The sequence below is a fragment of the Burkholderia cepacia complex sp. TUM26381 genome (assembly GCF_057439935.1).
This window is the reverse complement of the sequence record NZ_CM172007.1, coordinates 107807-122461: the sequence shown is the minus strand read 5'-3', so window position 1 is coordinate 122461 and position 14655 is coordinate 107807. Positions and strand designations below refer to the sequence as shown.

The window sequence follows — 14655 nt, the reverse complement described above, 5'->3', positions numbered from 1 at the left end:
ATAACCCGCGTGGCCGGAAACCCGGTCCCGGGCCACGGGGACGCGTAACGCGTCGCGGCCCTATGGCGCAATCGACGCATCCGGTGCGGTTCCCGCATCGGCCGGGCACCAGGTCGCGATCGCCTGCCGGAGCGTTTCGAGGCGCAGCGGCTTGCCCAGCACGCCGTCCATGCCGCTTTCCAGGCAACGCACCCGGTGCGCCTCGCCGGACTCCGCCGAAATCGCGATGATCGGAACGTGCCCGGCCATCCGCGCGGTTTCTTCCTGACGGATCATCTGCGCGAGCGCATAACCGTCGATGTCGGGCAGATTGCAATCGAGCAGCACGATGTCGATCCGGCCCTGCCCGACGTGCCGCAACGCATCCTCCCCCGTACCGGCGACGATGCCGACGCAGCCGAGCGCATCGCACTGATCCTGCAGTGCGGCCCGCACGGTGTCGTGATCGTCGACAATCAGGACGCGCGGGGCGCCGCGATGTGCCGGCGCTGCAGCTGCGTCCGCCAGTGCCGGCGGCGGCGCGGCGGGCTGTGTCGACGGCACGCCGTCCACTGTCGTCACCGGCAGATGCACCGTGAATACCGTTTCGACGTACGGCGCGCTTTCGACCGCGATCGAGCCGTGCATCAACTCGACGAGCTCCCGGCAGATCGCGAGCCCGAGCCCGCTACCGCCGATGCCCTGTTGCGGCGTGCGATCGGCCTGCCAGTAGGTTTCGAAGACGTGGCCGATGCGATCGGGCGCGATACCGATGCCGGTGTCGCGCACTTCGAGGCACAACGTGCCGTTGCGCCCGTGGCGAGCCGCCAGATAGCGCACGCGCAGCGTAACAGCCCCGGATGCCGTGAAATTGATCGCATTGACGAGCAGGTTCAGCGCGATCTGGCGCACGCGGACAGGATCGATGACGACGTGCAACGGCAGCGGCCCCGCAACGTCGAGCATCAACGCCAGCGCCTTTCGCTCCGCACGCCAGCGCACCATGTCGACGGTTTGACGAACCCACGCGTCGAGCTCGACCGTTTGCGGCGACAGCGTGACCTTGCGCGATTCGAGGCGCGAATATTCGAGGATGTCGTCGAGCAGCGTCAGCAGCGTTTCGGAAGCCGATGCGGCCGCATCCACACGGCCTGCCTGCTGCACGGGAAGCCGCGAGCGCTTCAGGAATTCGAGCGACGACAGGACCGTCTGCATCGGCGTGCGGATCTCATGACTGACGAAAGCCAGGAACATCGCCTTGTCGCGCTTGCTCCGGATGGCCGCCGCACGTGATTTCCACATCAGGTAGGCGAGCACTGCGAACGTCAGCAAGGTCACGGCGATGGCCAGCACCACCGGCGCACGATAATGCACGATCGAGCGGATCGTCGGCTTGCCGTAGTCGCCCAGCTCGATCGAGTCACGCGTGATCCCGGCCGTCTCGCTGACCGGAATGGCCGCGAGCGACTTCTCGATGATCGACGCGAGAATCGGCAGGTCGGCGCGCGTGAGCATCGCGAGCGACACGGGGCGGTCGGCCAGCATGCCGGACATGTAAAGCTGGCCGGTGAATTGCCGCCGCACGATCGGCAGGATCGTGACGTCGATGCCGAGCGCCGCGTCGGCTTCGCCGCTGGCAACCGCGGCAAGCGCAAGGTCTTCCGTGTCGAACGTGAGCACGTGAAGCGGCACGCCGCTGTGGCGCACGAAGTACTCGACCGCACCATGCCCCTTGATCGCGATGCGCCGCCCCTTCAGCCGTTGCAGGCCGAAGATCATCGCGGAATTGTTGCGCGTCACGACGGTCAGCCGCCCGACCAGGTAGGGCGCGCTGACCAGCGCACCGACACCGACGCGATCCGGAACCAGCTCGCGCCAGACACCCGGCAGCAAATCGACCTTGCCTGCGACGAGCGCGTCGTACGCACGGCCCCATTCAGTACCCGGCACCGTCTGGAACGCGAGTCCGGTCATTTTCGAGATCGCGCCCAGGTAGCCGGCGACGAGCCCCGCATGCCTGCCGTTGCGCATGTATTCGATCGGGTGCCAGTTTGCCTCGACGGCGATATGGACGACCGGGTGCGCGCTGATCCAGCGCAGCTCTTCATCGGTGAAGATCGGCTTCCAGCAGGCGGTCGCGGCGCCCGTGCCGATCGGGACGGTCAGCAGCATCGTGATCAATACGTGGCGAAGCATGCGCCACACCGGGCGATGCGCGGAGAACCTTGCTTCCATGATCGATTCGCTTGGGGTAAGGCGCCCGGCGCCACTTCACGGGCGCCGAACGCGCTAGAGACTCGCTGACGATGGCGTAAACGTGATCGTCAGTTTGTTGCTGTACTTGCCCGGACGCTTCCAGACCGACTGGAATTCCGGCGTCTCGAGTGTCAGTGGCGTCGGCGTGCAGACGACCGGCACCGAAATGCCCGGCAGCGATACCGAGCGACCGGCGCTGTTGTTCACGCCCTGGAGTCGCACGGTCTCTTTGTTCTGCAGTGCGATCTTCATTCCTGAGTACGTCAGGCTCACGTTGTAATCGACGCGTGATTCGTAGGCACCGCTCTTGTCCTTATCGAGCAGCACGGAATAGCTCCCTTTGTCGCGGCGGTCGATCGTGAGGCCATCGCTCGCAGACACGTCGAACCACGTGCTCTGAGCGTTGTAGCCGTCGTACAGGCACATGTCGACGTTCGACGTGCCCGACATCCGGCTACCGTTCGGCAGCTTTCGCAGCTTGAGGTCGACGGTGGGCGTCGCGCTCGTAAACTCCGGCAGGTAGACCTGGATGTTGTTCTTGTCGGTGACGTTCAGCTTGATCGCGGCATTGAAGACGGCGATCGTGGCAAGCACATTCGTACTCCACAGTCTCAGGTTCAATTGAAGGTTCGCCTTCCAGATTCCGCCCGAAGGGAGATGCTTCAGTTCCGCGGCGGGAATCTTGACGAAGAGCGTGCGCCCGTCCCAGCGAATGTTGCTGCAACTGCTCACAACAGCGGACTGCGCCATCTCGATTGGCGTTTGCGTTTTCGACACGGATTCCGGAGCCGCGTTGCCGTTGCAATCTTGGTGACGGCTGTACGCACTCCCTCCCTGAAGATTCAGCACGGCCGTAGCGCCGGTTTTTTCCTCCTTGAACGACAGCCTGATCGTGGTCGAGTTGCCCGCCACCACCCATATCGGCTCGGTCGCGCACGCACCTGTCGCCGTGTCGGCGGCCGACTGGCATGTCCACGAATTTCGCCCCCATCTATTGGGGTCCGTCGTGTCATAGCCACCCGACGCTCTGTTGAACACCATGACGTCCGCCTGCGGCGCGCCACGATCCAACGTAGCTTCCACCGTATCGTTGCGGTTGGCCGGCTGCTCGGAGGCCGCCGATGCGTCAAGCGCGACCGCACTCAATGCGGCCGCCAGAACGATTGCCCGGCAGCGACTTCGACTGATCTGAATCATTTGAATGGCTGTTTCCTTTTATATTCGAAATCGCAGGTCGCGCCGCGTGGCATCCGCGCATACGCGTCATTGCGCCGCGTTGGTCACGTCCGGCGACTGCGCCCGCATCGACATTACGTAGCGATGCTCCAGCAGCTTGCGCACGCGGGCCTGCTTGCGCAGCGATTCCGGCAACGCATCCGGCCCGGCCACTTCGCAACGCACCTTGCCCACCATCATCAGCACGTCCTGCTGGCGCTTCACGTGCAGCGGGCAACGCATCAGCGTCGGACCGTCCACGACGAACAGTTCGCTTTCCTTATTGTCAAGCTCGGCAATGAAGCCGCCCTGACTGTCGATCAGCGGCATCGCGCCGTTGAGAATCACGCTGTCCGACAGCGGCATGCCGCCCTTCGAGAAGGCCTGGCCGACATAGGTATACGTCACCTTCGCGTCGACGTTGCGCAGCGCGAGCTGCCCCGGCACCATGAACAGCATGCGCTTGCCGAGCCCCTCGGTCACGCTCGTCGCGCCCGCGGCCGCCCGGGCACCCGCGTCGTTCACTTCGGTCGTCACGGGCGTGAATGCCGACACCGGCAACAGCGCGCGCTGCCCGAAACCCACCTTGATCCGCGCGCTCGAATCGCTGTGCACCTCGGCCGCCATGCCGCTCGCATCTCCGCGCTCGCCGACCCGCACGGCGAACCCCGCGAGTGGATCCGACTGCGACGCGGATGCGCCGAGGAACACGCCCTGCCGCGCCACCGCGAACGACGACGAATAGCTCGCCGTCACCGATGGATTGTTACCGCCGCTGTCGCGGCTGTAGCTGTTCGCGACCGACCCGGCGACGTCGCCGTAGCGCCCCTTCCAGCGGCCCTGCACGGTGCCCGTCAGGCTGTCGGCACCATATCCCGACACGCCGAGCGCGAGTTCCCGGTAGGTGTCGCCCTGCCAGTTCCAGTTGCGGTCGAGCGTATAGTTCGTCGTCGTGCTGTTGCGATCCGTGCGAACATCGACGCCCGCCGACGTGTACGCGGACGCACTCCCGGGCTGCATCGCGGGTTCGGCCATCGACAGCGTCACACCGACATAGCCGCCGTACTCGCTTCGAGCACCGGTATTGCGGTTCGCGTACGCGCCCACGCGCAGGTTCGCGCTGACCTTACGCCATGCGAAGGATCGCGATAGCGACGCCTGAAGCGCGCGCGACACCTGATCGCCCTGACGGAAGACCGGCGTCGCCCACGGGCGATCCGTCGTGTCGGGCTGCCAGTTCTGCGACCGCCCGACGCTCTTGTTGTACGTGTAGCCGAGCATCGCCGACCAGTTTCCCACCGGAAACGACACGGTCGCGTTCAGCATGTCATAGCAACCGATGTCGCGATACGACACGGCCGGGCCGTTGCACGCCGCGCCGCGCATCTGGTAGCGGTACACGCTCCACGACACGCCGTCGGCGAACGAAACCTGCTGCGTGTTGCCGCGCGACCCATCGTCGCCGACGAAGAACGAACCGCCGGCGGAGAGCACGCCCAGCGCAAACGCATGGCGCCACTCCAGCGCAGTTTCGTTGTACACGTGCCGGCCGACGCTCGCGATACCGCTCGTCAGCGCCATTTCGCGCAACAGCGGAATCCGCACGCCGGCTGCCGCTGCCATGCCGTCCGGTGCGTCCCGGTCGGACGGGCGACCAGCCTGCGCGAACCATTGTCGTGTGCGCGAATTGACACCACCGCCCGTCTTCGTGAACGGCGTCGTCTGCGTGCGTACCTGCACGCCATTCTCGAACACGCGAAGCGCCAGCGGATACGTGCCTTCCGGAAAACGAGACGTATCGAGCGCATTGACACCGGCCTTCATGTAGAACGTGCCCAGCAACTCCTGCCCGCGGTACGCGTCGATCCGCGAATCACGCGGCAACAGCAGCGTGACCGGCGTGCCCTGTTGCGCGACTTCCGGGTTCACATAGGCCAGCGTCGTGCCGACGCGCACACCGTCAAGCGTACCGACCGGCAGCATCGTGAACCCGAAGTTGCCGCCGAGCGCGCTCGCGAGGTTGCGGTTGTCCATCCGGCCGGCCTGCGCGTAATGCTCGGTGCCGAGATCGCGGCGGTAGTAGAGATCCTGAAGCTGGATGTGGCTGTCCGATCCCCTCGAATAACCCGTATGGGTGAAGCTCCAGTTCCCGCCGATGAAGCTCTTCGGCGTGATGCCGAGCGCGCCCGTGCCCGACACGGACAGGCTCTCGTAGCCGCGCCCGCCCGACAGGTTGATCGTCTGCTGGTGAATCAGCGCGTTTTCCGTGAGCGGCGACGGCTCCCGAAACCGCCGGTCGTGCTCTTCGGTGCTCACCCAGTCGCGCGACAGGAACAGTTCGAGGTTGCCTTCGCTTTCGTCGTAGATCACGGCCGCGCTGTCGGTGTCGACATACCCGCAGCCGTTCACGCCCGCTTGCCCCGCGCAGGCGAGGTTGCCGTTGCGCGCCATCGACTTCGACAGCGCGTCGCTGATCGTCGACACGTCCGCCGCCGGGTTCACTTGCGAGTCGAGCGCCTGCAACACGTGCGCGGGATCCTCGAAACGCACTGCGTCCGGCGTCACGAACACACGAAACAAGCCGAGCGGCTTGCCCAGAAAGTTGACGTTGATACGCTCGTCGTGCCCCGTCATGATGTCCTCGAAGCCCGGCGGCACGGCCGAAGCAGCCTGCGCGACGGACACGATGTCCATCACACACAGAGCGCTCAGGCATGCGACAACGGTCTTCTTGAGATCAAATGGGATCATGAAGGAATCTGGGATAATTTAGAAGGAGTACTACAAAAAACAAGGCGCGCCATTCAGGCGCGCCCGTCGATACTTCGGAGGGGCTTAGCTACCCGATGCCGCGCTCTGCGTGACGATCACGCTGACGAGACCCTGGTAGCTGCCGGAATCCGTGACGGCTGCGACGGTCTTCTGACCGATCGACAGCGGCAGCACGTTCGAACCCTGCGCCAGCTCGCCGGGGAAGAGTTCCGCTGTCTTCAGCGTCGTCGCCGTGGTGCTCAGCGCGGTGCTGCCCAGCATGACCGTCAGGGGAATTTCCTTTGCGCCCGGGCTCGTCTGGTTCTTCAGCGACGGGTCGGTCGCGAGGCGGATCTGCAGATCCTTCGCCTTGTCGTTCGTGAAGATCTTCGTGTTCACGACGGCGGCCTGAAGACCCGTACCCGGCAGATATTGCATCTGCATGGTCGTCGGCAGTGCCGAGCCGTCCGCCGACAGCATTTCGAGCGTCGAGTCGACATTGGCGGTGACAGTGATGTCCTTCTGGACGGCATAAGCCGACATCGACATCAGGGCTGCAGCGGCGATCGGAACGTATTTCAGCATGGGTTAGTCCTTCTGGTTGGTTGAAACAATGGTATGACCCGTCCGGGTCTCGTTATTCGCGCTCGGCGCGTTCATCGCGTCGACGGAATGCGTGCGCACAACCTTCTGCTGTACATCGGCCATTCCCCCCACTCGATATCGGATTCGCACATAAGGTGCGGAATGCAGTCCCTCCAGCCTGAAGTGCTGGTCCGGGTAGACACTGCGGTCGAATTTCGTCCACTGGCATGAAGCATCGTCCTGCTCGGACTGGCACGCGCCGGCCTCCAGCAAACCGATCCGCACGTTGCCGGTATTGGTCAACGCGCCATTCGACACGTCGAAATCAGGTACCGGCGACTTCGGCAGCACACGGATGAGCGGCGCCCAGACCAGGCTGAAGTCGACCTTGCCGGACACGTCGCCCGTCGCCGCGGAATCGTCGTCGGACGGTGCCGCCACCGGCTGCAGGTAGACGCGATACAGCACCTCCTTCTGCGGCGCACCCAGTGGAATCACCCGCAGGAGCCGCGTGCCGCCGGCCGGCAGCGCGAACTTGGCCGGCGAGATGACGATCGCGTCGTCGCCGGAATTCATGCTGGCCTCTTCGCGCTCGTGATCCGTCGCCGGATCGATCACACGCTTCGCGATCGCCTTCACGTATTGCGTCGCATCGGATTTTGAGTAGATGCGCAGCTCGGCGGCCGATTCCCGGCCGGCCCCGATCGACGCCGTCATCGGATAGACCAGCATGTTCGCGCTGGCGATCGACGAGGCAAGCGACATCGCGATTACGGCAAGCCATATCCGGTGCGCACGGTACTTCTCGCTATAAATAATTTGCATAACTTATCGATATGGAATCCATTTCACGCATTCACGGACAGTCTCACCTCGATCGAGTCAAGCTCCAGGTGACTTCCGACCGACTCGCGACATGCCTGAATCCGCTGCGGATACGGGCCCCGGCGCTCCCCCCGAACCGCCGAGTCATCGGCGACGAACGCGGCGCAGGTCATGAAACCCTTCGTCGATGCGGCCTGCAAGCGACAGGCCGATAATTCGGGCGGCCGCGGAATCTCCAGCGCTATTTCGTATCAGGTGCCATATCCAGCGCACCGGCTATCGCAACGCATTGCTTGATTAGGATTCTGACTAATCCGACGGACATGGAATATAGGAATCGTCCTAAATTCAGCGATCCTGCGCCAATCTCCGGGACTAGTTCGCCCATATCAGCCTAAGTACCCGCTATCCGCATAGTGGGACGAAAGGTGATGTCCTGTGTGGAAAACTCGCTCACGGGATTTTTCCGAATGGGGCTGCGCACCGGATAGCGAATGTCGCCACCGGGCAATCGAGGCGGGAAGACGCGCGGGCACGATGCCGGCGTCCGATGTGAAGCCGAAAGCGCAGGCGAACGCGCCCTCGGTGGAACAAATACCTTGCGCGGCGCCAATCTTCGTTGACGCACCGCATATGACAACGGCGGGCGCTGGCCCGCCGCCGTTACCTCACGCGTTTCGCGAATACACGCGCCGATGCCGCACCGCCTCCGCCAGCACGTCCAGCACCGGCTCCGTCTGCGTCCAGCTCAAACACGCGTCGGTGATCGACACCCCGTACTTCAACGGCACGCCCGGCTTCAGATCCTGCCGCCCCGCCTCGAGATGGCTCTCGACCATCACGCCGACGATCCGGTGCTCGCCCTGCGCAAGCTGCCGCGCGAGATCCTGCGCGACGTCGATCTGCCGCTCATGCGACTTGTTCGAGTTCGCGTGCGAGCAGTCGACCATCACCTGCTCGCGCAAGCCGGCCTTGCGCAGCACCGCGCAGCACGCCTCGACATGCTCGGCGTCGTAGTTCGGGCCGTTCTTGCCGCCGCGCAGGATCACGTGCGCGTCGTCGTTGCCGCGCGTCTCGAAGATCGCGGCCATCCCCATCTTCGTCATCCCCATGAACGCATGGCTCGCGGCCGCGGCGACGATCGCGTCGGACGCGACCTGCACGCCGCCGTCCGTGCCGTTCTTGAAGCCGATCGGGCAGCTCAGGCCCGAAGCGAGCTGCCGATGGCTCTGGCTCTCCGTCGTGCGCGCGCCGATCGCACCCCACGCGATCAGGTCGGCGATGTACTGCGGGCTCAGCAGGTCGAGGAATTCGGTCGATGCCGGCAGGCCGAGCGCATTGATGTCGAGCAGCAGTTGCCGCGCGGCGCGCAGCCCCTCGTTGATGCGGAAGCTGCCGTCGAGGCGCGGATCGTTGATGTAGCCCTTCCAGCCGACCGTCGTGCGCGGCTTCTCGAAGTAGACGCGCATCGTGATCAGCAGGTCGTCCTTCAGCGCATCGGCCGCGACCTTCAGGCGGCGTGCGTATTCGAGCGCCTGGTCGTGATCGTGGATCGAGCACGGGCCGACGACGAGCAGCAGCCGGTCGTCGCGGCCGTGCAGGATGTCGCCAATCGCGCGGCGCGTGTCCTCGACGAGCGTCTGCGTGCCGGCCGGCACCGGCAGCTCGTCCAGCAGCAGCGCGGGCGAAATCAGCGGGCGCACGGCGCCGATGCGGACGTCGTCGATACGCGTGGTGTCCTGCGTCGCGTCGGCGCTGCCTACCTCGCGATCATGGGAAGGATTGTCGAGGTTCTGCATGGTGATTCTCCGGGGGACGTCTGGAATGATGGGCAGGCTCGATTATGGCACCCGGAGGCGGCAGCAGCGGGTTACCGTGCGCGCATGCGGGTGGCGACGGCGGCGGTCATGCGGCCGGCACGAGACCCGCAAAGAAAAAGGCGACCCCTCGCGGGTCGCCCGGCCATTCGCCGCGTTGCGCGGCGCGTCTAGTGCAGCGTCTCCGGCGCCAGCGAGTTGCTCGGCAGCAGCGACGTCAGCCAGCAATTGCTCGGCGCGGCTTTCCCGTTGAAGCGGTCGTAGAGCCAGGGCAGCATCCCGGCCACCCACGGCACGATCGCGCCTGCATGTTCCAGCGGATACTCGTTGTACGTGACCCGTGTGCCGCTCGCGCAAAACTTCTGCGCGAGTGCGCGCACGTCGTACGCGAGCATCACGCCGTCGCCCACCTGGCTGCTGAAGGTGCCGTCCAGCGCGCCCGCGGTGCCCTGGCCGATGAACATCGGGATCGTCGGCGACGCGGCCAGCCCCGCATTCACCTTGTTCGCATACGTCACGTACGCCGGAATGCTGTTGATGTCGTTCGCGTATTGCGGCTTGAACAGCGTGCTCCAGTGCAGACCCGTGTACTTCGGCAGGATGTACGCGAGCGACTGGTTCTGGATGTCCTTGAACACGGCGACGCCCGTATCGCTGAGATACGGCGTCAGGTCGAAGTTGTAGCCGCGCGACAACCCGGCCAGCGCGGCCGCGGCCACGCCGCCCCACACGATGCTGCCGTCGACATAGCGCAGGTTGTGCGCCGGGTCGACCAGCACGCCGCCCTCCGCCGCGCCAACGAGCTGCTTGTTGATCTCGGGCGCATAGCTCGGCGCGAGCTGCGCGGCCCAGTTCGTCGCGATCGCGCCGCCGGAGTAGCCGATCATCGCGACCTTGCTCGACGGATTCAGGCCGGTCGACGGCGTATTGAGCGCCGCGCGGATCGAATCGAGCGTCGTCATCCCGTATTCGGGGCCGGCCGCGAAGTCGGCCGTCTGGCCTTCCGTATCGGGCACGATGATGTTGTAGCCGAGCAGCAGCAGCGTCGACAGCGGAATCGATTCCGCGCTGTAGAGCAGCGTGCCGATGTTGATGATCTTGGTCACGTCGCGGTCGCCGGCGATCACCTGCGACGGCTCGTCGTACGGGTTCAGCGAATCGTAGGCCGACTGGTACGAGATGGCCTGGCCGTTGCTGACCTGGCTGCGGATCACCGACGTCACGTTGACAACCGGCTGGTTCTGCGCGTTGTTGGTGCGGTACAGCAGCTGCTGCGCGGTCACGGCGGTCGGAATGCCGGCCACGTGATAGGTGACGTTGCGCGTCTTCAGCACCGTGCCCGGTGGAACCGATGCCAGCGGCGTGGTGCCGGTGTACGTGTAGAACGGATCGGGCACGGTCGGCGCGGCGGCGTTGACCGGCGGTGCGGCAATGGCCAGCGCAGCGCACACGGCGGCCGCGACGGTCATGAATCGTCTGGAGGACATGGGTGGGGGCCCCTGGGATAACCTGCTTTCATCGAAGGAAGTTCGCGGTGTTGCAGACCATCGTGTGCCGCTTCAAAGCCGTTTCCGAGCCATCGACTGTCTCCTGTGAATGAATAATCCGGCTTGTTCTGAATCTGTAATTTTAGTAGGAGTACAAACCGGATTAATTGAAGCACAACGAGAACGCAATCGAAGGGCGTTTTCCATTGTTTGAAGGTAAACGTCTAAACCCGCCGTCACACGATGCGGGTCGCGTCGGCCATTCGGCCGACTGTCCTCGCTTTGCCGAAGTGCCGTACGATCACGGCTGTCCGGTGCCGAAGCGGCCGCGTCGTGCGACGCCGGTCGCGCCGCACGCCGTCTGCCAGCAACCGATCGTTCCCTGCCCGACCGACACGCCACGATGACCGTCTCCGAACTGCTCCGCGCCATCCGCCAACCGTATGCCGACCTGCTCGCGAAAGCGGCTGCACAACCGGCCATGATCGTCGAACCGGCCTACCGGCGCCCCGACGGCACGCTCGCCACCGAAGGGCCGCTCGCGCTGCCGTGCCGGGCCGACATCATCGCGACCGAAGGCGAATCGGCCGGCCAGCCGACGATGGTCGATTCCGCCGCGCAACTGGCGTTCGAGCCGCTGGCGTTCAACCTCGAAACGGCGGCCGTGTCGATCCGCCCGTTCGTATGGGACTGGGCCACGATCGAGGCCGACGGTCTCGACGAAAGCGCGGCGGCCGATGCGATCAAGACGTGGTTCTTCGCGTGGTTCGACGTCGACGACGAGAACACGCCGGCCGAAGACGGCCTGCATGGCATCGTTCATTTTTTGTCGGAACCGGTTCGCACGGAACAGGGGTGGCGCGTCAATGCGGATCTCGGCTCCGCGCCCGAGACGGCCGTCGAGGATCTGCTTTTCCGGCTCGTCGACGCGGGCGCTTCGCGGATCAGCGTCGGTTGACGCACCGCTTCATTTCTCTCGCTCCATCATGAAAAAAGTCCTCGCAGCCGTGCTGCTCTGCGTGTCGCTACCGGCACTCGCCAAGGTGTCCACCGAAGTGTTCTGCTTCCGGTCGGACGGCGACAAACCCGCGCGCTTCGAGATGCGCACCTACTATGACGATGCGGTCAAGTGGTCGGGCGGCATGGTCCGGTATGCGCAATCGAAAACGGCCCTGCCGCTGGTGATCGAGCACGAGGAGGACGAAGTGCTCGACGAAAGCCGTCCGCACCAGTACACGACGACCTGGGTCGAAATGGTCGGCGGCAGGATCAACGGGCGCTACGAAATGATGACCCAGGGCGCGATGGTCTATTCGATGACCTACACCAATGCGCGCACCGGCAAGCAGACGGCGTTCGGCCGCGCGCTGGATGTCGACGCATCCGAACAGACCGGGTGCCGCTGGTGATGCGCCCGCTGATCCGAATCGCGGGGTTGCTGGCCGCGCTGCACGCGGGCTTCGCCAATGGCGCGCCGCGCGCCGTCTACGAAGGAACGCTGCAGGGCGCCGGCACCGTCGTCATGGAGCTCGACGATCACCCTTCCAAGGACGGTTCAATCTCCGGCCGCTACTTCTATGCGCAGCACGGCGTCGATATTCCGCTGCACGGCACGCCCGCGCAACTGATCGAACCGCTCGTGCGAACGCAGTTGCCGGACGATGCCCGCAGTCCATTGGGATTCCGCGAGCAAGCCGATTTCGATCATGCTGCGGCCACCTGGCAGGGCACGCGGGACAAGGCCGGCTATCGCGGCCGCTGGACCGATGCACGCTCCGGCAAAACGCGCAGCTTCACGCTGCGACGCATCGCTGAATACGATCCCGACGCGGTTGCGCCCGGCTCCGTCGAAGCCGTCACCAACAGCATCGCCGGCGGCGGCGGCAGCGGTATCGCAAGCGGCGTGGCCATCGACATGCGGCAGGCGCCTTATGCCACGCTGAAGCTTGCCGGGCACGCGGAGCCGGCTGGCCCCGAGATCGGAGACGGCACCGTCGCGTACCGAATGTGGCGCGACCCGCGCACGAAGCTCATGTATCCGCGTCTGAGCCGCCATCCCGATCCAGCGGTCATGGCACGGGTCAACCTCCTGCTCGAACAGCAGCACTGGCAGATGAATCTCGCCGCGCTCGAATGCGCGTCGACCCGCTATTCCGACGACGGGCCGGCCGCCGGTTCGCTCGGCGGCTACGACGACGAACAGGTGACGGTCACGTGGCTGTCACCTGCGGCACTCGGCATTGTGGAATCGGGCAGTACGTACTGCGGCGGCGCTCATCCAAACAATCACTACGATCCGGTCACGTTCGACCTGCTGCGTGGTACGTACCTCGATTGGAATCGCGTGATCGACGCGGCTACGGCAGGCAAGGACGGCGACCCGGGAACGAGCCCCGCGCTGGTGAGTTTCATTACGCAGTTGCGCGACAAGGCAACACACGGTCAGCAAGTGACGGACGGCGAAGGCGATTCGCTGTCGTGTGCCGACGTGTTCCCGCAGTATCTGACGTTCGAGCTCGATGCGCCCGGCAAGCTGTCGTTCGTCGTATCCGGAATCGGTCATGCGATGGGCGCCTGTCTCGGGCCACAACTCGATGTGCCGTTTGCGGCGCTCGCGCCGATCCTGAGACCGGACGGCGCACGCTATCTGGTACCGGGCGTCAAGCTGAAGTAACGCGGCGGCGCAGCCGGTATCCGCAGCGCGCTCCGGCCCGGCCGCGTGGCGACGGGGCCGGGCGATGCACATGCACCGCAGGCGCTCGTGTCAGGACGCGTCGCCTTGCGCGTCGACGTCGATGCCCAGCTCGCCGGCCATCCGCAGGACCAGCGCATTCAGCCGCGCCACGTCATCCACGAGGCGCTTCTGTTCGGCCTTCAGCGCTTCGAATTCCGAAGGCGGCACCGAATCCGCGCCGCCGCCGGCCTCCGCGCTTGCGAAGTCCGCGATGTTCACTTCACCGCACATCAGGTGCATCCAGCGGTTCTCGCGCGCCCCCGGTGCACGCGGCAGCCGGATGACGAGCGCCTGCGCGCGTGCCGCGAGTTCGTCGAGAAATGCCTCGACCGACGAGATATCTGCGAAGCCGTGCAGGCGCGCGCTGTTCAGGCGCAGTTCGGCGGCCGTCTGCGGGCCGCGCAACAACAGGATCGTCAGCAGCGCGATCGCCTGGCTCGGGATACCGAGCACGCGGTTCATGTTGTGCTCGAAACGCGGCACGCGGCTGCTGCTGCCCTCCATCACGAGGCTCAGGCGCTTCAGTTCGTCGAGCGCGGTCGTGACCTCGTCCTCGCTGACGCTCATCACGGGCAAGCGCGCGGTTTTCTGGTTGCAGCCCGCGGTCAGCGCGTTCAGCGACAGCGGGTAAGTATCCGGCACAGTGTGCTGTTTCTCGACGAGCACGCCGAGAATGCGGGCCTCGAGGGGCGTGAGTTCGCGAAGGGCGCGAGGCGTAGGCGTATCCGGCGTGGTGTTCATGAGTGGCGTCGCAGCGTGCAGCAGGTGAAGGGAAACGATCGCGGCCCGTCCGGCATCGCGCACGGGCGAGCCATATGATAGCTCGCGGCGCGCGGCCCGGCTCCGCTCGCTGCACCGGCGCGCGCACTTGCCGCAGCGCGCTCTTGTCCAACCTATCGGGCCGCCCGATGCCGCCCGATGCCGCCCGATGCCGCCCGATGCCGCCCGATGCCATGCGGTGCCGTGCGGTGCCACGGCGATGCGTGTGCGCGGCGGCGCACGTTCA

The 14655-nt window shown here is 65.3% G+C and carries 11 protein-coding genes; 3 read left to right on the top strand and 8 right to left on the bottom strand.

From position 1 onward, the window contains the following. Window positions 1-60: 60 nt before the first annotated feature. The 7 genes from ACWMMN_RS17375 to ACWMMN_RS17345 all read right to left on the bottom strand — a co-directional run bounded on the left by ACWMMN_RS17375 (window position 61) and on the right by ACWMMN_RS17345 (window position 10915). Window positions 61-2214 carry an ATP-binding protein gene (locus ACWMMN_RS17375; protein WP_486423703.1) on the bottom strand — a complete coding sequence of 718 codons (2154 nt, stop codon included), beginning with the start codon at window positions 2212-2214 and terminating at the stop codon, window positions 61-63. Between the two features lie 54 nt (window positions 2215-2268). Continuing rightward, window positions 2269-3432 (bottom strand): CblD like pilus biogenesis initiator family protein, encoded by a 1164-nt coding sequence (locus ACWMMN_RS17370; protein ID WP_486423702.1) that lies wholly within the window; start codon window positions 3430-3432, stop codon window positions 2269-2271. A gap of 66 nt (window positions 3433-3498) precedes the next feature. After that, the gene (gene cblC, locus ACWMMN_RS17365; protein WP_486423701.1) at window positions 3499-6201 is read right to left on the bottom strand and encodes a cable pilus usher protein CblC; all 2703 of its coding nucleotides are present in this window, start codon (window positions 6199-6201) and stop codon (window positions 3499-3501) included. An 84-nt stretch (window positions 6202-6285) separates the two neighbouring features. Beyond that, window positions 6286-6786 carry a cable pilus major pilin CblA gene (gene cblA, locus ACWMMN_RS17360; protein WP_486423700.1) on the bottom strand — a complete coding sequence of 167 codons (501 nt, stop codon included), beginning with the start codon at window positions 6784-6786 and terminating at the stop codon, window positions 6286-6288. Window positions 6787-6789: 3 nt separating this feature from the next. Then, window positions 6790-7611, bottom strand: coding sequence for a cable pilus chaperone CblB (gene cblB, locus ACWMMN_RS17355; RefSeq protein ID WP_486423699.1), 822 nt, complete (start codon window positions 7609-7611; stop codon window positions 6790-6792). Between the two features lie 668 nt (window positions 7612-8279). Next, entirely contained in the window at window positions 8280-9410 is a 1131-nt protein-coding gene (locus ACWMMN_RS17350; RefSeq protein ID WP_059238468.1) for a 3-deoxy-7-phosphoheptulonate synthase, read from the bottom strand. A gap of 188 nt (window positions 9411-9598) precedes the next feature. Then, on the bottom strand, window positions 9599-10915 hold the full coding sequence (locus ACWMMN_RS17345; protein ID WP_059238466.1) for a lipase family protein: 1317 nt from the start codon (window positions 10913-10915) through the stop codon (window positions 9599-9601). A gap of 403 nt (window positions 10916-11318) precedes the next feature. Between ACWMMN_RS17345 and ACWMMN_RS17340 the strand changes: the two genes are divergently transcribed. From ACWMMN_RS17340 to ACWMMN_RS17330, 3 genes are read left to right on the top strand one after another with little or no spacing between them, the layout of a single operon-like run. Continuing rightward, entirely contained in the window at window positions 11319-11873 is a 555-nt protein-coding gene (locus ACWMMN_RS17340; RefSeq protein ID WP_486423698.1) for a hypothetical protein, read from the top strand. A 28-nt stretch (window positions 11874-11901) separates the two neighbouring features. Further along, window positions 11902-12324 (top strand): hypothetical protein, encoded by a 423-nt coding sequence (locus ACWMMN_RS17335; protein ID WP_342705481.1) that lies wholly within the window; start codon window positions 11902-11904, stop codon window positions 12322-12324. Then, window positions 12324-13589 carry a hypothetical protein gene (locus ACWMMN_RS17330; protein ID WP_486423697.1) on the top strand — a complete coding sequence of 422 codons (1266 nt, stop codon included), beginning with the start codon at window positions 12324-12326 and terminating at the stop codon, window positions 13587-13589. The genes ACWMMN_RS17335 and ACWMMN_RS17330 overlap by 1 nt, the downstream gene beginning before the upstream one ends. Window positions 13590-13679: 90 nt before the next feature. On the opposite strand, the gene ACWMMN_RS17325 is transcribed toward ACWMMN_RS17330, so the two are convergent. Then, window positions 13680-14390: a YceH family protein gene (locus ACWMMN_RS17325; protein WP_342705483.1), complete on the bottom strand. Its 711-nt coding sequence runs from the start codon at window positions 14388-14390 to the stop codon at window positions 13680-13682. Window positions 14391-14655 lie beyond the last annotated feature (265 nt).

Bases quoted from the DNA above. Each gene is read 5' to 3' on its own strand.
- ACWMMN_RS17340 (WP_486423698.1), top strand. From the start codon at position 11,319: ATGACCGTCTCCGAACTGCTCCGCGCCATCCGCCAACCGTATGCCGAC.
- ACWMMN_RS17345 (WP_059238466.1), bottom strand. From the start codon at position 10,915: ATGTCCTCCAGACGATTCATGACCGTCGCGGCCGCCGTGTGCGCTGCG.
- ACWMMN_RS17335 (WP_342705481.1), top strand. From the start codon at position 11,902: ATGAAAAAAGTCCTCGCAGCCGTGCTGCTCTGCGTGTCGCTACCGGCA.
- ACWMMN_RS17370 (WP_486423702.1), bottom strand. From the start codon at position 3,432: ATGATTCAGATCAGTCGAAGTCGCTGCCGGGCAATCGTTCTGGCGGCC.
- ACWMMN_RS17330 (WP_486423697.1), top strand. From the start codon at position 12,324: ATGCGCCCGCTGATCCGAATCGCGGGGTTGCTGGCCGCGCTGCACGCG.
- cblA (WP_486423700.1), bottom strand. From the start codon at position 6,786: ATGCTGAAATACGTTCCGATCGCCGCTGCAGCCCTGATGTCGATGTCG.
- cblC (WP_486423701.1), bottom strand. From the start codon at position 6,201: ATGATCCCATTTGATCTCAAGAAGACCGTTGTCGCATGCCTGAGCGCT.
- ACWMMN_RS17325 (WP_342705483.1), bottom strand. From the start codon at position 14,390: ATGAACACCACGCCGGATACGCCTACGCCTCGCGCCCTTCGCGAACTC.
- cblB (WP_486423699.1), bottom strand. From the start codon at position 7,611: ATGCAAATTATTTATAGCGAGAAGTACCGTGCGCACCGGATATGGCTT.
- ACWMMN_RS17375 (WP_486423703.1), bottom strand. From the start codon at position 2,214: ATGGAAGCAAGGTTCTCCGCGCATCGCCCGGTGTGGCGCATGCTTCGC.
- ACWMMN_RS17350 (WP_059238468.1), bottom strand. From the start codon at position 9,410: ATGCAGAACCTCGACAATCCTTCCCATGATCGCGAGGTAGGCAGCGCC.